A 20,335-nucleotide genomic window follows, 5' to 3' on the forward strand; every position below is an offset into this window, starting at 1 on the left:
GAAATTGTATTTTACCTTCAGGGAAGGGGATAATGCTATCCCTAAGAAAAATCAGCGATTATTTGATGCGTAAAATCCACAGCAATTGTTAAAGTTTCATTACGGTCCGGGATTAACATTTCACCTGGTTAAAAAACTGACGAAAATTCATTTTAAAGCTGCAGCTTCAGGCTCAGGTTCGGAGTGCGCTCCAACGCATAGGTGTTGACGCTTTCAGCACTGTTGGTTGCCGTGTTGACGCGGTAATACCGATTGATGGTATTTCGTTTGTTCAGAAGGTTCAATATTGAAAAACTGGCTTCAAAAAGATTTTTTTTGTTGAGTTTCCAGGCATAAGAAACTGAAAAATTCACCTGGAAAAAATCACCCAGATTTTCATTATTCGGATTGTTGTAAATGATTCCCGGTTGGTTTGGCGTAAGCGCTGTACTGATTGGTGTGGTTTCAGCCCGGCCGGAATACCATTTTGCACCCAGCGCGGTTTTCAGTTTTTTCCAATCATAAATGAGCGCGCCGGAAACCATATGGGACACTTCATAATTGTTTGCAAATTTAGGCGGAATGTAATCCGGGAAATTGTATTTGTTATTGTTGTAGCTGTAACTGAGCCATACATAATACCGCCCAAGATTCCGCTGCACTAGTAGTTCCGAACCATAAACAAGGTAGCTTCCATTGAGTTTGACAAACTCCAGCTGGTTTTGGAAGGATTGCCCGCTGGTAGAAATGCCCTGTACTTTTTTAAGATAATTGTCAAAAGTCACCAGCCATTTTTTGTCTTTATAAGCCAGCCCGATTTCGACTTGCCTGCTTCTTTGTATCGGGATTTGTGCATTGTCGGCAATGACCCAACGCCTTTTTTCGACACCAAGGAAATCCTGTTGCAGGTCGACCACCTGTGACGTGCTCTGGCTTTTCTGTTCTGCAGAAAAAGTCATGCGAAATTTTCCATTGAACGAATGTGAAAATTGCATCCTGGGTTCAAATAGTAGTTTTTCGAATTCCTTAATGTAATTGCTGCGTAAGCCAAGGCGGAATGCCGTTTGCCTGTCAGGCGCTTTCCAATCGGTTTCAAGAATGGCGACATGCGTACGCAATACCTTTTTACTGAGTTTTAAAAAGGCAGGATTGTTGACTTCCTCATCATTTCTTACACCGGTTTCTATGTATTGATACCCACTGCTGAATTTCCATAAATCGCTGAGCATATAATGGTGGGCAAGCCTCAAACCGGTATCAGTGATGCTGTTTTTTTGCTTCTGGATTTGGCTGTTGCTGATATTTTCATAGCGGGAATCCAAATTGTAATTGGAACTGTAAATGGAAATTTCAGAAGTGTTTTTAGCATCCCAATTCGTTTTCCACGAAAGTATGGCGCCTAAATTCTGTTGTCCCAGCGTACTGTTTTTAGATATGGTTATACCACTATTGAAAGTGCTTTCATAAAGGTCCAGCGAATTTCGTATGGCAATGGCAGAAAAACTCAATTCGTTTTTTTCTCCGATTTTCTGCTGATATTGTACGGTCGTGTCATAAAAATAAAAATACTCATCACTTTGGAAATTGATGGCCTGGTTGTCATTAAGGTCAGTTACAATGGTATTTTGGAATATCCGGTTGTAATATTTTTTGTAAGTGGGCGAACTGAAGAAATCGGTCATGGACCGCCTTGCCGAAAGTGTCAGTACCCCTTTTTCCGAAGTATGTATTTTAGTGTTGAAACCGGCCCAGATCATATTGGAGCTGAGGCAGGTCGTACTGTCCGTTTCAACCAATCCTGATGAAATCGCAACCACGCCGGAAACGCTTTCTCCATAAAAGGCGGAAGTACCGTTTTTATAAATTTCTATTTTGTCATTAAGGTAAGGGTTAAAAGCAGAAATCAGACCAAAGAAATGCCCGGTCTGAAACATGCGTAATCCATTCCATAAAAAAAGGGTTTCGTCGTGGGTGCCGCCCCGGATGTTGATATTTGAAACGGTTTCATCGGCACTGTAAATACCCGGAATCTGCTGCATGGTCTGAAGGACATCAGGATCCGTAAGCCCCGGCAGGATTCCCAATTTCTTGGGTTTGATCTGGTAAACGCCGTCGGCTTTTTTAGAGATTCCTGTCGTAAGGTATTTGTCGACAGCCACTTCTTCGAGGGAAACCTTCATCTCGCTTTCGGGAGGTGCTTCGGTGGTTTTTTTTAAGGAAACCGAAACATATGTTCCTCCGATCACATCGAAGTGCAAAGGAGTATGGCCCTCAAGGTAAAATATTTTTTTAGCTAATGTAAATGACGGATCCGGCGGTGTAATCTCGATATTATCGATTTGTTCCTCAATGAAATTGAAATGAATGCCATGTTCTTTTTCAATGTCACGGATGATATTTTTCAAAGGCTGTTTTTGCTGGGCGAAGAAAGGTGTCCAGCATATCAAAAAAAATAAGATAAACAGCAGCCTTTTTTTTTTAATCATTCCCAGACAGGATTATACCGGATTCGGTTTTCTTGACATGAATGCCAAAAGTCCTGCTTACGATTTCAAGTGCGACTTCCAGTTTATCTGCCGGCATTACACCGGTAAAAGCCTGGTTTTTGGTTTTGTCAACAGCTACAACATCTATATTGATGTTATACTGGCGCTTCATTTCAGCAACAACACCCTGCAGGTTTTCTGAAGTGAACTCCATTTGCCTGTCCATCCAGGATGGCCTGTCGCTTTCCATAAATTTACTTGGAATCGCTGCGCCGTTTTCAAAAGCCACTTTTTGGCCTTTGGTAATAAAAATCACATTATCTGCACATTGTACCCTCACTTTACCTTCAAAACAAGTGACTTCAAAACGGTTGCCGCGCGATTTTACATTAAATTGTGTTCCTACCACAGTAACTTTACCACAGTCTGTAAGGACGTCGAATGTTTTTCCTTTGGCTACTTTAAAGAATGCTTCACCGTGAAGGCTGATTTCCCTGTTTTTGTCCCAGTTACCACTTTGGTATGCTGCATCTGAACCCGCATTCAGCGTGACTTCAGAATGGTCAGGAAGCTGGAAAATGGAGGTTTTACCGGCAACGGCAAGTTCCTGGTGGTTTTCCTCATTGGTGTCAGGCATTGCAAACCATATACCGAGTCCAATTACCAAAACAGCGGCAATTTTCAGCAGCAGGTTTTTCCTGTAAAGCGGAATGACTTTGGTTTGTTTTTTCTCACGTGAAATGATGCTGTTGTACATCTTGTCACTATCGAAATCCGGCGCTTCAAGCAGTTGCGAAAAACGCGCAATCTTATCATAGGAACTGAATTCAGGCGTTTTTTCAAAATCAACCCGTTCCTGTTCCGTCATTTCACCGGCAAGCCATTTGGCTAAATCGTGTTCCTTCTTCATAATCTTACTTATATATTGTCAATTTCTTTTCTTAGCGAAATCAGTGCGCCACTGATCCTTTTTTCTACAGCTTTCACTGTTATGCCTAGTATTTCTGCAATTTCACTGTATTTCTTTCCATCAATCCGGTTCATCAGGAATGCCGTCCTTTGCGAATCGGTGAGGTTTTCGATGGCTTTTTTTAATTTTTCACCGAATTCATCATGCTCCAGTATATACTCAGGACTTTCAGCTGTCACACCGCTTTTGCCTGCATTTTTTGAATAATTAAGCACTACTTTATGATGCGCAATCAAATTCAGCGATGCATTGTTTGCAATCGTATACACATAAGCTTTTGCTTTATCCAAAGGAACTGAGGCACAATTTTCCCAAAGTTTTATAAACGCATCCTGCGCTATATCATTGGCATGCTCCTCATTTCCGTATTTATAAAACAGATAATTCCGCACAGCTTTGATATTTGACCGGAAGAAAGACGCAAAAATTCGTTCCTCACAAACACCGGCAGGTTTTATTTCATCCATTTTATTATTACTTTTAAAAGCAAAAATATAGCATATAACAATCCAATTTTAAATTACCCTAACTTTTGGCGTAAGTTTTTTAATAATGTTAAATAAGTAGGGTTTTTTGCATTACGGCTGTTCTAGTATAAATTGACGCACCATTATGAAAAAAACGTTGTTCTTGCTGGCTTCTATTGCGATACTGAGTCTTTTGCCTTCTGCCTGTCAGCAGGATGAGGATAAGGTGACACAAAATCCGCAAAGCCTTGACAGGCAGTCAGAACTGACAACACTTTTAAGGCGTGTTTCCGCTTCAGATGAAGGCGATAATGCTATTGACAGTACCGCCTGTTTCTCGATTAAAATGCCCTACACTGTATGGGTTTACCAGGCCCAGGGAAACAATATGACTTCATATGCCGCGCATGTTGATAATCAGGGGTCTTTGGATGCAGTAAGATCTACCATTAGTGAATTTAATGGCAATGATCATTTCCGCCTTGATTTTCCGGTAACCATTGTGTACAATGATGGTAGCGAGGCTGTTGCGAATAATGCACAGGAAATGCATTTCTTGAAAACACAATGTGAATCCGGAAATCCTGTAAATGCAGTAATACCATGCCTTACAATTGTATATCCGATCACGGTTTCTGCTTACAATAGTGATTTCCAGTTGGCAAATACGTATGATTTTCAAAATGATGCGCAGCTATTGGGTTTTCTTTCCAACCTCAATGCCAATGAATACTATACGCTTAATTACCCGATGAGCGTCACTGTGGATGGCGAAATGATTGCAATCCACAACAATCAGGAATTGCTCGCTGCAATCCAGTCTGCGATGAACGATTGTTTCCCTGTTGTGAATCCTTGCAATAATCCGGGGATATTGATGGACAGCCTTGTTATTTATATGCCTTTTGCCAATGAAGCGCGCGATCTTATAACCGATGCAGCTGCTGTTTACAATAACAATTATCCGCCTGCATTTGTAACCGACAGGAACGGGAATGCAAATAGTGCGGTCGCTTTCAGCGGAAACGACCTGGATTACCTTAAGCTGGTTTCAACCCCTGCCAATAATATTGAAGGTGGGCCGATGTCCATCAGCCTTTGGTTCAAAGCAAACAACACCAATGAGTCGGATTTGGAATATATGTTTGAAAAATCAAATGGAAATCAAAGCAATACACTCAGTTTCGGATTGGCGCTTTATGATTTGAACAGGCCTTTGTTTTATGCAAACCAGGATCCGATTTTCAACTTATGGGACGGTTCATGGAACATGCAGGCCGACAATCCCGGATGGCATCATCTGGTGGTAACTGTAGATGACGGGATGCCTTCAGCGCAGGTTAAATTATACCGCGATGGTGTTTTTATAGGTTCTGCCGAATCACCCGATCCGATTTTCATCAACACCCAGTTTTTTGATTACTATTTCGGAAGGAAATTCAAAGGAAGCCTCGATGACATCCGGGTTTACAGAAGGATGCTGAACCAAAGCGAAATCAGTACGCTCTTCCAACTGGATGGCGACAATAATACGTGCGTTAATTAATAGTTTATATTTTTGGTTTGTTTTTAAAACCAGTCTTTGTTCGGGACTGGTTTTTTGATTTATACCAATATAAGGAAGTCATTTTCGCAAATCCGTAAAAACACAGTTCCTTTGTTTTTTTGTATCCGATGCTGCTTTGCCGCTTCGCAGGATTACGTTATCTTTGCCGCTTTAAAGACAGCATTATGTTCGATAATTTAAGCGAAAAACTCGATAAGGCATTTCACATCCTGAAAGGCCATGGAAAAATCACTGAAATCAACGTTGCAGATACCTTAAAAGAAGTGCGACGCGCGCTTCTGGATGCCGACGTGAATTTTAAGATTGCAAAGGAATTTACCAATACCGTAAAGGAAAAAGCCATCGGTCAGGATGTATTGACTACGTTACAGCCAGGCCAGCTATTGGTCAAACTTGTAAAAGACGAGCTAACGGAATTGATGGGCGGCGATGTTGCCGGAATCAACCTTTCAGGCAACCCGACGGTCATCTTAATGTCCGGCCTCCAGGGTTCTGGAAAAACTACTTTTTCCGGAAAACTGGCCAATCATCTTAAGACAAAAAGGAATAAGAAACCGCTTTTAGTTGCCTGTGACGTATATCGCCCGGCGGCAATTAATCAATTGCACGTGGTTGGGGACCAGATCGGGGTAGAAGTGTATTCCGAATTGGGCAACGACAATCCGGTCGAAATTGCACAGAATGCCGTAAAATATGCTAAGGAAAAAGGATATAACGTTGTCATCGTCGATACTGCCGGCCGCCTTGCGGTTGATGAGGAGATGATGACCGAAATTGCAAATGTGCACCGTGCGCTTAATCCACAGGAAACACTTTTCGTAGTCGACTCGATGACTGGACAGGATGCTGTCAATACCGCAAAAGCCTTCAACGATCGTCTTAATTTTGATGGTGTCATTCTTACGAAATTGGACGGTGATACGCGTGGTGGTGCCGCTTTGACTATCAAATCGGTGGTAAATAAGCCTATTAAATTTGTTGGTACCGGTGAAAAAATGGAAGCCATCGATGTGTTTTACCCAAACCGTATGGCGGAACGTATCCTTGGGATGGGTGACGTTGTCTCTTTGGTAGAAAGGGCACAGGAGCAGTTTAATGAAGAGGAAGCGAGAAAATTACAAAAGAAGATTGCGAAGAACGAATTCGGTTTCGATGATTTCCTTACCCAAATACAACAAGTGAAGAAAATGGGTAATATGAAGGATTTGGTCGGAATGATCCCCGGCGCTTCAAAAGCCATGAAAGATGTCGAAATTGAAGATGACGCGTTCAAGCATATCGAAGCCATCATCTACTCGATGACACCGGCCGAAAGGACAAGGCCCGCCATCATCGATATGAAAAGGAAAAACAGGATTGCCAAAGGTGCCGGGCGTAAAATCGAAGAAGTCAACCAACTCATGAAGCAATTCGACCAAATGAGCAAAATGATGAAAATGATGCAGGGCCCCGGCGGTAAGAACCTCATGAAAATGATGGGGGGAATGAAGGGAATGAAATAAGACACAGGGTTCAGGGTGCAGGGTACAGGTCGCACTTTGAACCCTGAATTTTTAAGAGCATATTTGCCCTGTACCCTGAACCTTGTACTTAAATATAGCAACATGACTTTACTTGACGGGAAAAAAACTTCAGAAGATATTAAAAACGAAATCACGGCACAGGTCTCGGCCATGAAAAGCCGCGGGGAAAAAGTCCCGCACCTTGCCGCAGTAATCGTTGGCAACGACGGCGCAAGCCTTACATATGTTGGCAGTAAAGTGAAAGCCTGTGAACGTGTCGGGTTTGAATCAACGATGGTCAGGCTGCCAAGCACCACTTCTGAAACCGAGCTGCTGAAGAAAATTAAGGAACTTAATCAGGACGATAATATCGACGGATTCATCGTGCAATTGCCGCTTCCGGACCAGATCGATACCCAAAAAGTATTGATGGCTATTGATCCTACAAAGGATGTTGACGGATTTCATCCCGAAAACTTTGGAAAAATGGCGCTGGATATGACGACGTTCATTCCGGCAACACCATTTGGGATTCTGGAACTGCTGGAAAGATACAATGTGGAAACCAAAGGCAAGCATACAGTGGTCATCGGTCGCAGTCATATCGTCGGGCGCCCGATGAGTATTTTAATGGGCAGGAAAGGTTTTCCGGGAAATTCCACAGTGACGCTTACGCACAGTTATACTAAAAACATTGCCCAGATTACCACCCAGGCTGATATTATCATCACTGCTTTAGGCGTTCCCAATTACCTTAAAGCAGAAATGGTCAAGGATGGCGCCGTAGTCATCGATGTAGGAATCACACGTGTTGCCGATGAAAATAATGAGAAAGGCTATGTTATCACCGGTGATGTCGACTTCGAAAACGTGAGTAAAAAAGTATCGCATATCACGCCGGTTCCCGGTGGTGTCGGCCCCATGACCATTGCGATGTTGCTTAAGAATACTTTACTGGCGCGAGAGCAACGCAGGAATCAATAATCGCCTTTTTTTTTGTAATTAGGATCATCTTTCTTAATAAATTCCACTTTCGGGAGTGGCTTTTTCTGTGAAAACTTTGAACCTGATCGTTGATTGTCATTTTCCCTATTGTCACTTTTCTTTATGATAATCGGTTTGCGCTGGGTATCATTATTTTCCTTTTGATTAGTGGCTATTGGCTTTTGGCTGTTAGACCTTAGGAAACTCGCCTCTTCCGTCTTACTTGAAGGCGCGATCAATTGGTTTAAATCACTGATTTCCTGATAGGTCAAATCACGGTAACGGCCAATGGGCAAATCCAAAGTAATATTAATAATCCGGACTCTTTTCAAAGTCATGACTTCATAACCCAAATACTCACACATACGGCGTATTTGACGGTTTAATCCCTGCGTCAGGATAATACGGAATTCAAATTTCCCCGTTTTTTCGACTTTGCATTTTCTGGTTATGGTATCTAAAATCGGGATACCGTTGCCCATGCGTTCCACAAAGCGTTCCGTGATGGGTTTGTTTACGGTAACGATATATTCTTTTTCGTGGTTGTTGCGCGCGCGCAGGATCTTGTTTACGATATCCCCGTCATTGGTCATGAAGATCAGGCCTTCACTGGCCTTATCGAGCCGCCCAATCGGGAAAATACGTTTTGGATAATTGATGTAATCGACGATGTTTTCTTTCACGTCAAGGTTTGTAGTACATTCAATTCCGACGGGTTTATTGAAGGCAAGGTAAACCGGTTTTTCGTTTTTTTCACGAACCAATTTTCCATCAACGCGGATTTCATCGTCCATCGAAACCTTTGCGCCCATTTCGGCAATTTCACCGTTGATGGTGACGCGTTTCTCTTCGATTAATTTATCCGCTTCACGGCGCGAACAGAATCCCGTTTCACCGATGAATTTATTAATACGCTTTAGATTTTCTTCCATTTGGCAAAGGTAATTAGAAAATGGGATAATTAAATAATTAGAAAATCAGCAATCTTCTCATACAATCCATCATCATGCATGCTGTGGCCCAATCCATTTGTCCTGATAAATGAAGCATTCTTCCAGTTTGCGGCGATTTTTTCGGCTTCCGCAAAAGATACTGAATCGTCTTTTATGTCGTGTGCAATAAGACCGTCAACGGCTATAGATTTTGCAAAAAGGTGCGAAGAAAATTCATTGATGCGAACATCGAAGTGATCCACAAAATATTGATAAAGCAATTTTTTCGCCTTAGGATTCAGGCTGAGCAAATCGATGTACTGATCGACAATCACCTGTAATTCAGAAGGCGCTCCAAGTGTAATAAGCCTTTTTAAATCGGGATTTTGGTACTTATATTGGTAATAAATCGCAGCTACTCCACCAATCGAATGCCCGATGATCGCTGAGGGCTTAAAATGTTTTGCGGCAATATTGATGAATGCTGCATAACGCGGCACGGTGAATTCCTTTCCCGTTGACAAGCCGTGGGCGGGAGCATCGATGGCGACAATCGTGCTTCCGGTTTTTTGCAGATAAGGCAACAATTTTTCCCAACGCGCCGCATTGCTTTCCCAACCGTGTACCAGTAAAATGGTATTTTCATTACCGTTCCAGGTGAAAGATTCAAAACGATTTTGTTCAAATGAAAATGTTTGCCTTTCGGCGACAGCCAATATCTCAGGGAGTTTACCGTCAATCAAACGCCCGATGCGCGGTTCGCTGAAAAAACGGTAGGCGAGTCGTTGTGCTTTGCCCGGATTTACAAAGCTCAGGAAATTGATGTAGCCGCCAATTGATTTGGTGAGCAGTAAAAATTGTAACTTTTTCATATAAAAAAACCTCCTGTTGAGGAGGTTTTGATTTATTACAAGGCTGCGAACAGCTTTTCCATTTTTTGTTTTTCTTCGTCGGCCAATGCGCTGTCGACAAGGATTCTTCCGGAATGCTCATCGGTGATGATTTTTTTCCTGGAAGCGATTTCCACCTGTGTTTGTGGCGGAATCGTGAAGAACGAACCGGCAGATGCGCCCCTTTCGATGGAAACTACTGCCAAACCGTTTCTCACGCTGCTGCGGATGCGGTTGTATGCAGTGAGCAACCTGTCCTCGATCAATCCCTGGTATTCTTTTGATTTTTCAGTCAGGTATGTTTCCTCTTTTGAAGTTTCAGCCATGATGGCATCAAGTTCTGATTTCTTGTGGTCAAGGTGCGCTTGTTTCTCTTCGAGTTTTTCAGAAGATTGGGCAACGACCTGCTTTTTATATTCGATGGAAGCTTTCATCTCGCGGATTTGCTTCTCAGCCAATTGGATTTCCAATTCCTGGAATTCCACTTCCTTTGTCAACGAATTGAATTCGCGGTTGTTGCGAACGCTATCCTGTTGTTTGGTGTATTTTTTGATTGATTCCTTGTGCTCGTCAATCGCATTTTTCTTTGCTTTGATCTGGTCTTCGATAACATCAAGCTCTGATTTTAATTTCTCTGAACGTGACTTAAGACCGGCAACTTCGTCTTCAAGATCTTCCACTTCCAATGGAAGTTCGCCCCTGACATTCCTGATTTCGTCAATTCGTGAATCGATCAATTGTAAATCGTAGATTGCCCTTAACTTGTCTTCAACACTCAATTCTTTTGTAGCCGCCATAAATTATAAGTACTTAACTGGATTTGTATTTTCTTTCGATAAAATGAATGCAAAATTAGGCATTTTTTTCGTAAGATAATCAACAATATAATTTTTTGTATAACGCTCGCTTTCAAAATGACCGATATCGGCCAAAAGTAACTTTCCTTCGGCTTCATAAAATTGATGGTATTTCAAATCAGATGTCAGGAAAGCATCGGCACCTGCACGGATGGCGTGGCTGATGGCAAAACTTCCGGCACCGCCAAGCACGGCTACTTTATGTACGTTTTTATGTCGGAATGCACTATGGCGTATGCCACCGCAACCCATTTTATCTTTTACGAAATGCAGGAAATCCACTTCATTATATGTCGTTTCGAGTTCGCCGATCATGCCCAATCCGATATTTTGATGCTGGTTTTCCAAAGCATAAATTTCGTAAGCGACTTCCTCATACACATGATTTGAAAAAAGCGCTTTCAGGATGTTGCTTTCAAGGTGTTTTTCAAATGTGACTTCAATTTTGATTTCCGGTGTTTGCGTCATTTCGCCTTTCCTGCCGACTATCGGGTTGCTGTGTTCATTGCCCTGATACGTGCTGTACCCGTCCGAATTGAAACTGCAATTGTCATAATTTCCAATGGTTCCCGCGCCGGCTGCAAAAAGGGAATGGCGCAATTTCCCGGCATTTTCCGGAATGGTATAGGTGACCAGTTTTCGGATAAAATCATGCTTTGGAACCAGAATTTTGGTGTTTTTCAATCCCAGGGCATCGCAGAAAATTTTATTCACGCCATTTTGATGGTTATCCAAAGCCGTATGTACAGCATAAATGGCAATGTCATTCTTAATGGCTTTCATGACGGCGCGTTCGACATAATTTTTGCCGGTGATTTTTTTCAACCCTGAAAATAAAATCGGATGGAAGCAAACCACGAGATTGCATTTTTTTGCAATGGCTTCGTCAATCACATTTTCCAAAGCATCATGGCAAACCAGCACGCCTGTAGCTTCATGTTCTGCATTGCCGACGAGCAACCCGACATTGTCAAAATCTTCGGCATAAGCCAGCGGCGCCATTTCCTCAAGCACGGAAAGTATTTCTTTTATCAGCATAATTTTAAAAGGTAACTAAAGTATCCAAAGATAAAATATTCTACTTTCGTAACATGATTTTGCTGCGAATAATGCTCTTCCCATTTGCCGTTTTATATGGCTGGATTACCCGTTTTCGGAATTGGCTGTACGATAAAGGGGTTTTAAAATCGTATTCATTCGATATTCCTGTGATTGCCGTTGGAAATCTAAGTGTGGGCGGGACAGGCAAAACACCGCAGATTGAATACCTGATACGGTTGCTTTCGGTGGAATATAATGTAGCGGTCTTGAGCAGGGGCTATAAAAGAAAATCGAAAGGTTTTGTTTTGGCTGATACCAATTCGAATGCAGAAACGCTCGGTGATGAACCATACCAGTATTACCGGAAATTTCAAAATGTCCAGGTGGCAGTCGATGCCGATAGAAAAAACGGCATTACGCAATTGCTGTCACAACATGAAAAACCTGATGTAATTTTGCTGGATGATGCTTATCAGCACAGGAAGGTCAAAGCTGGTTTTTATATTTTGCTCACCTCTTATGACGATTTATATGCCGACGATTTTATGCTGCCGACAGGAAATCTTCGTGAGGGCAGGAATGGTGCCAAACGCGCGGACATCATCATTGTTACGAAATGCCCGGCAGGGATTTCTGAAAAAGAGCGAAATGAGATCAGCCACCGATTGAAAATCAGCAATAAACAAGCGCTTTTTTTTACTTACATCAGTTATGATGACAGGATTTACGGAAATAATGACATCATTCCGGTTTCTGATATTATAGCAAAACATAAAACACTTGTTGCGGGAATCGCAAAACCACTGCCTTTTTTTGAGCACCTTAGGAACGAAAGAGATGTATTGATGACTTTTCCGGACCATCATGATTTTTCTATGGAAGATGTGAGTAAAATCACAGAAAAACCAGACAATTTAATAGTTACCACCGAAAAAGATTATGTGCGCCTGATTGACAAACTTCAAAGCGACAGGCTTTTTTACCTTCCGATCAAAACTGCTTTTGTTTCAGGACAGCAGGATTTCAATCAAAAAGTTAAAAGCGTTTTCCTAAAACGAGGTGAGATTACTTCTGTCAAAAATTAACAATTACTACGGTTTTTACGCAGTATAATGTTTTGGGGAATTTGTATTTTTCCTTAGGGGAAGGGACAAATGTATCCCTACGGAAATATAAAACAGATTCGGTACATAAAAACCGTAGTAATTGTTAAAGTTTTAGTTTGGGACATATTTAATAGTTGTACTATCAATCAATTAGGGCAGTGTTAAATAAAAAGGCTGCAGAATCATCCGCAGCCTTTGATTTTACTGGATCAAGAATTTATCTGATGATCAGTTTTTTGATTGTAAAAGAATCTCCTGCGTAAATTTTAACTAGATAAAGTCCGCTCGCAAGATCGTTAATTTCAATTGTATTATTAGAATTTAAGGTTTTCGAGATCTTTTTGCCTAAGACGGAATAAAACTCCACTTTCGAAACTTCGAAGCTTTTGGCCTCAATATTCAAAAGATTGTCGGCAGGATTTGGATACAAAGAGATCGATTTCTCCAAAGTTGGATTTTCAACAGCCAATGCGCAATCTTCCCCGACGGTATACATGAAATATTTCGTGACGGCCAGGCCGCCTGCAAATGCGAATTTCACACCATAACTGATGTCGGTTCCAGGAGTTTGCCCCGTCAGTGTTTTGGAGAATTGTAAACCGCCGGTATTTGTCATCTGCGCTTCCGAAAATGGGTTTTGATGCCATAAATACGCAACCACACCCACTTTATCGGTATCGAGCAATTCAAAAGTAATGGTCACAGCTGTTCCATTAGTCATAAAAGAATAATTGTAGCCTGTGGAGAACGTGCCTTGCTGCGCTTCATTGCTTGTTCCGGAACATGAAGTACTTGTATCTGCAGCAGTTGTTGCGTGCAGGACGATAGCATTGTTGGCTGCATTATTTCCGGCGATATCACTTGCGTTGATGGTGAAAGTGTATGGAGTTTCAGGACTCAGGTTGCTTATGATTACAGATTTCTGGACTCCGGAAACGCCGGTAGCTGATATAGATTCAGAGCCATATCCGATAGTGTACGTTATATTTCCGGAATCATCGTCAGCATTCAGCAGCAACTGCACGGTGGTTGAAGTGACCGTTCCGACCGTTGCAGTAAAATTTGTTGGTGCCTGGGTATCCGGCCCGCTTACGCCACAATCGTCGCCCACCACGTAACTGATGTATTTGGTAACGGCAAGGCCACCTGCAAAAGCGAATTTACAGGCATAAGTAATGGTTTCACCTGGCGTTAATCCGGACAGTGTTTTTGAAAACGTCAACCCGGAAGTGTTGTCCATCTGGGTTTCTGCAAATGGTGATTGTTTCCACAGATAGGCGACAACGCCCGCTTTATCCGTGTCAAGCATGGTGAATGTTACTGTCACGTTGTTTCCGACAGTTTCAAAAGTCGCATCATAACCGATGGAAAATGTGCCTTGCTGGGCTTCATCTGAAGTTTCAGAACAGGACATCAATTGCGAAACAGTTATGGCAATGGGCTGTGAAGTGCTTTGTGCCGTGCCATTGTCGGTTGCGACCGCTGTAATGCTGTGTGTGCCTATTGCAGCGTTTGTCCAGTCAAAGCTATATGGCGCGGTGTCATCAGTTCCTATTTCAGTTGTGCCGTCATAAAATGCCACAGCAGTAATATTTCCATCCAAATCTGTGGCAATAGCATTGATAGCAATAACGGTGCCTTCAACATAAGCGGTATTATTCAATGGTGCTGTTAACGAAACAGAAGGCGCGGCGTTTCCACTTGCAGATACGATGATAAGCACCTCATCTGTAGCCTCATATTCGCCATCGCTGACGGTAAGCCTGCATTTGTAAACTCCTTCAACAAGATTTGAAATGTTAGGTGATGCAAGGGAAATATCATCAAAATGAATTGTTGACGGACCATAAATTTGTTCCCAATGATAATTGATCGGCTGTCCATCCGGATCATTGCTTAAGGAACCGTTTAGTATCGCTGTGGTTGCAGGCAATACTACTGTAATATTTTCTCCGGCATTGGCAATGGGAGGCGAATAAGGTAAAGCCGTGGCATAAGCGAAAGTCATCTTCCCCAGGTTAAATTCGCCGTTGGTTACCGCTACTCTCAGGATATGATCGCCTGCTGTCAGCGGGATATTGCTGACGATTTTATCCACCCAATTGCCCCAGTCTCCTGTAGTGTTTAACGCGATGTCATTGGTTGCCGCATTGCCATCAATTTCAAAATGGAAAGGCCCGCCGCCATTGCTGTTTCCGGAAGCATAACGCAGGGTCGCATTGTACAGGCCTGATGTTTGTACGTGAATGCTGTATTCCATCCATTCGCCAGAAGCTATCCATCCAACGGTCGCCCCTTCATTGGCATCAACGGCTGCATCAACATATTCTGTAGGCCTGTAGCCGCCTTCATTGGTTTGTGACGAATCATTGTACGAAATATTCTGGCCAATGCCACCTTCAAAAACATCGTAATTCCCTGCCTGGATCATTCCCGGAATCTGGGAAGGGGTGCCTGAAAACGGAACCTGGTCGCCCACCTGAACAGCAATGATATTGGTAATGTTAAATAGATTCTCTACATAGACTTTCGCATACATCCCATGAATTCCCAAAGTCAGGTTTGTCGCCTGGATCTCATATGGAGCGGCCATATCTTCCCCTATCAGATTTTCGCCATCGTAAAATGCGACTTTCGTAATTCCCGTTCCGGTTACAGCAGCGGTAAGATGTACACTGCCGTTGGGATAGGCCTGGTAGAAATCGGCAGAAAGTACGCCAGTGGCATTGATGTCACGGCTCGTAGCCATATCATTTGCAGGAACATGCAATATATATCCGTCGGAGAAAGTAACATCAATAGCCGAATCTCCGTAATTATGCGCTACATAAGTGGTAATGCCGTTTGTTGTGAACGTTGCTGTAATCGGATAATCTGCAGTAATATTCGCATTTACATTGCCTAAAGCATTCATGGAGTGCAGCCAATGATAGGTTTGCGCATCGGATATACCAAACTTCAAACCGCGATCCGGGTACGAATCGTACAAGTTTATCGCTGCCTGAGGATTGATAAATGCCAGATATTCCCAATACACATCATGCCAAAGGTTTGCATTTGCCTGATTGCTTAAAATTCCGGTGTTTGATGACATTTCATTCCAAAGTGACTGTACGTAAGCGGTATTTTGACCTAAATACAATGAGCCACCGTGAATCGGATACATTTCAATACCATATGCGGCAGCGATATCTCCAGTCCAGAAGGTTTGGTTGTCATAGCCATTTCCCCAGATCCTTGATGCCACCTTGAAGCCGTAACCGGGCTTAAACGTACGGTTGTTGACATCAAACCAATATTCTTCTATCGCGGTCTGTTCCGTAGTGTAAATGTAGATTCCCAGATCGCGTATCGCATTATTTTCGGTAATTGTCCCCCAATGGATCAGCGATGACGCGAACTGCATGCTTTCGGAAGTCGATTCCTGGTCGTTGCCAAAAGGAAACGTTGCGAAACCATTTGCCCAACTGTGTCCTGCATACGGACTGAAATTACGCAAATAAGGAAACATTAAGTCATTCCTGTCACTTGATGCGGCATCACGTACCAACATGTTAATCATCGGTCCCCACTGGTTTGCCCAACCTGGTTCAAACTGTTCCATAAAAGCTGCGGCATGTATGAAATAGCCCCAGTGAAAATGATGGTCGTTAATATTGGAATCCTGGCCGTGCCCCGCCGGATAGCCAATCAGCGTAGACCATGTAGGGTTATAATAAAACAGGAAAGCCACTTCACCTGAATCCGCTTTAAGCCAGTCTTCAAGGCGTTCTTTTATGGTAGCGACAATTTTATTCCGTGCTTGCACTTCACCGGTTTCGTCGGCAATCCGTGCGGTTTGGATTAAACGGTTCATGACCTGGCCTTCGTTATAAGAATCGGTCCAGGTGGCCAGTCCATCATTTTCAATCTGGGCAATTTTACTGTCGAGTTTGGCGGGATTGAAGCCGGGACTGTAATTGTCAAGGTAAGGCAAGGTGGGCAATATGCCTTTAAAAGTATTTTCGACAGTAAAAGTATTTCCGTCAAGCGTCCTGATCTCTCCTCGGATAGAAGGATATGCGTAGCCAGAAGGTGTTGCCGAAGCTGAAGCCAAATGCGCCCATTGATGCGGCAATAGACCCAATAATATATTGGTTTCCGTCCCTTCTTTTACATCAGTGGTAACATTGAAAACAGTGGTCAGTTTGGCTGTCGCCTGGTTGTAATTCCATTCGGAAGTCGTATTGGCAGGAAATACATAAGCATATTTTTTATATAGATTAGCCACCGCTGTAACATCACTTGCCGAAGGTGGAATGTAAGCCATCGACCAGTAATTTTTATTGTTAAGGGTTGAGGTATACGTATTCCCTGTTTGTAGCCAGCTGCTGCCAACCGGTGCATAAACGGCGAAATCTGCGCCCTGGTGGGAATTGGTGACAACCAACATTTCATTGCTGATGGTTACCGTTCCTTCTGTAATTTTCAGCTGTGCTACATCGGCGGAATTTTTTGTGAAATAAATAAAAGGCATCCCGATCCCAGCCGTTGCTTCAAACTGGTGTGCGCCATTGCTCCAGTCCATGGTAACGGTCCAGTCGGAGTAATCGGCAACTTTCGTCTGTGCGGCATTCAGTCCCGTTACGCCGACAGTTATTGGTAAAGCATCGTCCAATGGCTGGCTCGCTCCGTTTGGAGTCGATGTCGGTACAATGTAACTTACAACCAAACCATCGTTCACCGTTTTCATTGCCAACGGATAATTGAACAGGTTGGCAGCATGGTTTTCTTTTAATAATGCGGACCACCAATCATTCGTCGGGACTGGTTTCCCGACAGCATTGCCCGTGAGCTGGGGTGCGCCGGACGGAAATGCATTTCTTCCCGCTGAATCTGTTCCGGGAAAAGAATTGGAATATCCACCGCTACCGACGGTTGTAAATTGTGCGTGGATTTGTGTAGTAAAAACCACACACAGCAGTGTAAAAATCTGAATAATGTTTTTTTGGTAAATATTTTTCATGAATTTTTTAATTTCCTGCAATTTAAGGAGTGTCATTTACGATAAGTGCCATTTTGGATATATACAAACCATACACGGCTGCGCTTCAGACGGAATGAGCATATCTGCAACTATACTTTACCTATACAAACCCGATAGAGAAGTTTGACATTGCTTACATTCTATGGTAGTTGTTTGATATTATTCGCTATTTTTGGAAGCATTTAAAAAATTGATTTCCATGTGGGAAAAAGTACAGCATACGGCGGCTTTCATCAACGAAAAAACAAATCATTTCAACCCTCAATACGGCGTAATCCTTGGTTCCGGCCTGGGGAGTTTTACCGACGATATTGATATTCAATTCACGATTCCATATCATGACATCCCGAATTTCCCGGTTTCGACGGTGCAGGGGCATAAAGGTGCTTTGGTTTTTGGTATGATAGGCAGCAAAAAAGTCGTGGCGATGCAAGGCCGTTTTCATTTTTATGAAGGCTATGACATGAAAGAAGTGACTTTCCCGGTGCGCGTGATGAAATACATCGGCGTGGAAAAACTCATCGTATCCAATGCCTCAGGAGGTGTAAATCCAAATTATAAAGTGGGTTCGATTGTCATTCTGAAGGACCAGGTCAATTTATTGCCGGAGCATCCGTTGCGCGGTGTCAACGATGAGCGTTTCGGTCCGAGGTTTGTAAATATGAGTGAACCTTTTTCAGTTAAAATGATGGCCAAAGCCAAAGAAGTTGCTGCGCAGTTGGGAATTCCCGTTCAGGACGGCATTTACCTTGGGTTGCAGGGGCCGACATTTGAAACACTTTCTGAATATAGGATGGTCAAAATCCTAGGTGCGGATTGCGTCGGAATGTCTACCGTTCCTGAAGTGATTGTGGCCAGGCATATGGATCTGGAAACTTTCGGGATTTCCGTCATTACCGATATGGGCGATGAGGAAAGCATTGGAACGATAACCCACCAGGAAGTTTTGGAAGCGGCCCAAAAAGCGGAGCCGTTGGTCCGGAATTTAATTAAAAACCTGATTGAACAGTATTAAGCACTTTCTTTCTGTACGTATTCAGCAATGATAGCAAAGAAATTATCAGGCTCGAAAGGTTTGGTGATTACCTCATTCATACCATATGACAACAGCATTTCGCGGTTTTCCAATAATGAAATGGCAGTCAGTGCAACAATAGGCGTATTGGAGTCAAAAAGGCGTATTTGCTGCGTGGCAATGGTTCCGTTGATGCCAGGAAGGTGTACATCCATCAGGATCAGGTCGTAGCGGTTTTGCCGGGCTATAATTACGGCTTCTTCCCCGGTTTCAACAATTTCGCAGCACATCTGCTTTTTTTCCAGCAGCCTCTTGGTAATCATCTGATTGATTTTATTATCCTCAACCAATAGTATCCTTTTGGAAATGAAATCTTTGTCGTCAAAGTTTTGCCCGGTAACCGGTTGTATGTTGCCTTCCCTAAATTCCAGAGTAAACGAAAAAACGGTACCCTGCCCGATTTTACTAGAGAGATTGATATTGCCGCCCAGTATGATGATCAGCCTCCTGACGATGGCCAGGCCGAGTCCGGTACCGCCGTATTTGCGGTTAATTTCAATCGAGCCTTGTGAAAAACTCTCAAAAACACTTTCCTGTTTGTCCGCCGGAATCCCAATACCGGTATCAGAAACTTCGAAATATACGGTAGATTTCCTGTTTTCAGATTTGAGCAGTTTCAACAAAACCGAAATTTTTCCCTGTTGGGTAAACTTTATGGCATTGTTAATCAGGTTCATGAATATCTGTGATAATTTTGTCGGGTCCCCGATAAGCATTTCGGGAATGTCGGGATCAATTTGCAGGGTAAATTCGTTTTTGTTCTTAGCAGCCTGCTCCTTCATGGACTGATGTATGCCTGTAAATAGTTCTCGTACATCGAAATCTATTTTCTCCACTTCAATGTTTCTCGATTCAATACGATTGATTTCAAGGATTTCATTGATATAATTTAAAAGATAATTCCCGGAAAACTGAAGTGAATTCAGGTAATCCAGTTGAGAAGGTTTTGGATCCTCCTCAATAAGCAGGTGTGTTATTCCGGTAATGGCATTCAGCGGCGTGCGCAATTCATGGCTCACTGTAGAAAGGAATTCGGACCTGGCCGTAGATGCCCTTTCTGCCTTTTCTTTAGCCAACAGCAATTCGCTGTTTTTTTCCTGCAGCAACGCATTGTTCTGTTTGCGGATAATATTATTCCGGTACAATGAAAGGCTCAGTAGCGAGAGTATTGAAATCAAAGCCAGGCTGAGGATGCTGACAACCTTTGAGAATTTACTCTCCGGATTAATAGTATTATGTGCAGAAACTTCCTCAGGTTTCAGGCTGTTTTGTGATTTTGAAGGAGTAGTATTGTCGAAAAGAGAGAAGAAATCAGAAGGGGAGGCTAAATTGATTGTGATTGTCTTTTCTTGTAACGCCGCTGCGGAAACCCTCAAATTACCACACAAAATTAAAAGTAAGAAAACAATTATTAACCTCATTGCATTGTCCTGATTAGCCGCAATAAATATAA

At 42.7% G+C, this 20,335-nt stretch carries 14 protein-coding genes; 5 read left to right on the forward strand and 9 right to left on the reverse strand.

What is annotated here, in order from left to right; genetic code table 11:
• Positions 1-152: 152 nt before the first annotated feature.
• The 3 genes from HYN49_RS07420 to HYN49_RS07430 form a co-directional block, all read right to left on the reverse strand.
• Entirely contained in the window at positions 153-2,384 is a 2,232-nt protein-coding gene (locus HYN49_RS07420) for a TonB-dependent receptor plug domain-containing protein (protein ID WP_181368925.1), read from the reverse strand.
• Positions 2,385-2,457: 73 nt separating this feature from the next.
• On the reverse strand, positions 2,458-3,375 hold the full coding sequence (locus HYN49_RS07425) for a FecR family protein (RefSeq protein ID WP_108903529.1): 918 nt from the start codon (positions 3,373-3,375) through the stop codon (positions 2,458-2,460).
• An 8-nt stretch (positions 3,376-3,383) separates the two neighbouring features.
• Positions 3,384-3,902: an RNA polymerase sigma factor gene (locus HYN49_RS07430; RefSeq protein ID WP_108903530.1), complete on the reverse strand. Its 519-nt coding sequence runs from the start codon at positions 3,900-3,902 to the stop codon at positions 3,384-3,386.
• Positions 3,903-4,047: 145 nt separating this feature from the next.
• Here HYN49_RS07430 and HYN49_RS07435 point away from each other — a divergent pair, with 145 nt between their 5' ends.
• The 3 genes from HYN49_RS07435 (at position 4,048) to HYN49_RS07445 (ending at position 7,955) form a co-directional block, all read left to right on the forward strand.
• Positions 4,048-5,448, forward strand: a complete 1,401-nt coding sequence (locus HYN49_RS07435) for a LamG domain-containing protein (protein ID WP_108903531.1) — start codon at positions 4,048-4,050, stop codon at positions 5,446-5,448.
• A 185-nt stretch (positions 5,449-5,633) separates the two neighbouring features.
• Positions 5,634-6,971 (forward strand): signal recognition particle protein, encoded by a 1,338-nt coding sequence (ffh, locus tag HYN49_RS07440; RefSeq protein ID WP_108903532.1) that lies wholly within the window; start codon positions 5,634-5,636, stop codon positions 6,969-6,971.
• Positions 6,972-7,073: 102 nt separating this feature from the next.
• On the forward strand, positions 7,074-7,955 hold the full coding sequence (locus tag HYN49_RS07445; protein ID WP_108903533.1) for a bifunctional 5,10-methylenetetrahydrofolate dehydrogenase/5,10-methenyltetrahydrofolate cyclohydrolase: 882 nt from the start codon (positions 7,074-7,076) through the stop codon (positions 7,953-7,955).
• Here HYN49_RS07445 and rluF read toward each other — a convergent pair.
• The 4 genes from rluF to HYN49_RS07465 are packed head-to-tail and all read right to left on the reverse strand — an operon-like array spanning position 7,949 to position 11,672.
• Positions 7,949-8,887: a 23S rRNA pseudouridine(2604) synthase RluF gene (gene rluF, locus HYN49_RS07450; RefSeq protein ID WP_108903534.1), complete on the reverse strand. Its 939-nt coding sequence runs from the start codon at positions 8,885-8,887 to the stop codon at positions 7,949-7,951. The genes HYN49_RS07445 and rluF overlap by 7 nt on opposite strands.
• 29 nt (positions 8,888-8,916) lie before the next feature.
• Positions 8,917-9,759, reverse strand: coding sequence for an alpha/beta fold hydrolase (locus tag HYN49_RS07455; RefSeq protein WP_108903535.1), 843 nt, complete (start codon positions 9,757-9,759; stop codon positions 8,917-8,919).
• 35 nt (positions 9,760-9,794) lie between these two features.
• Positions 9,795-10,574: a zinc ribbon domain-containing protein gene (locus HYN49_RS07460; protein ID WP_108903536.1), complete on the reverse strand. Its 780-nt coding sequence runs from the start codon at positions 10,572-10,574 to the stop codon at positions 9,795-9,797.
• 3 nt (positions 10,575-10,577) lie between these two features.
• Positions 10,578-11,672: a Nif3-like dinuclear metal center hexameric protein gene (locus tag HYN49_RS07465; RefSeq protein WP_108903537.1), complete on the reverse strand. Its 1,095-nt coding sequence runs from the start codon at positions 11,670-11,672 to the stop codon at positions 10,578-10,580.
• 53 nt (positions 11,673-11,725) lie between these two features.
• On the opposite strand from HYN49_RS07465, the gene lpxK reads away from it, so the two are divergent.
• Positions 11,726-12,760, forward strand: coding sequence for a tetraacyldisaccharide 4'-kinase (gene lpxK / locus HYN49_RS07470; RefSeq protein ID WP_108903538.1), 1,035 nt, complete (start codon positions 11,726-11,728; stop codon positions 12,758-12,760).
• A gap of 238 nt (positions 12,761-12,998) precedes the next feature.
• Here the strand turns inward: lpxK and HYN49_RS07475 are convergent, their stop codons facing one another.
• Complete coding sequence (locus HYN49_RS07475) at positions 12,999-17,822, reverse strand: glycosyl hydrolase (RefSeq protein ID WP_245892148.1); 4,824 nt, start codon at positions 17,820-17,822, stop codon at positions 12,999-13,001.
• Positions 17,823-18,006: 184 nt separating this feature from the next.
• On the opposite strand from HYN49_RS07475, the gene HYN49_RS07480 reads away from it, so the two are divergent.
• Positions 18,007-18,822, forward strand: a complete 816-nt coding sequence (locus tag HYN49_RS07480; protein WP_108903539.1) for a purine-nucleoside phosphorylase — start codon at positions 18,007-18,009, stop codon at positions 18,820-18,822.
• Here the strand turns inward: HYN49_RS07480 and HYN49_RS07485 are convergent.
• Complete coding sequence (locus HYN49_RS07485) at positions 18,819-20,303, reverse strand: ATP-binding protein (RefSeq protein ID WP_108903540.1); 1,485 nt, start codon at positions 20,301-20,303, stop codon at positions 18,819-18,821. The genes HYN49_RS07480 and HYN49_RS07485 overlap by 4 nt on opposite strands.
• Positions 20,304-20,335 lie beyond the last annotated feature (32 nt).

The organism is Flavobacterium pallidum, from assembly GCF_003097535.1.
Classification (GTDB): domain Bacteria; phylum Bacteroidota; class Bacteroidia; order Flavobacteriales; family Flavobacteriaceae; genus Flavobacterium; species Flavobacterium pallidum.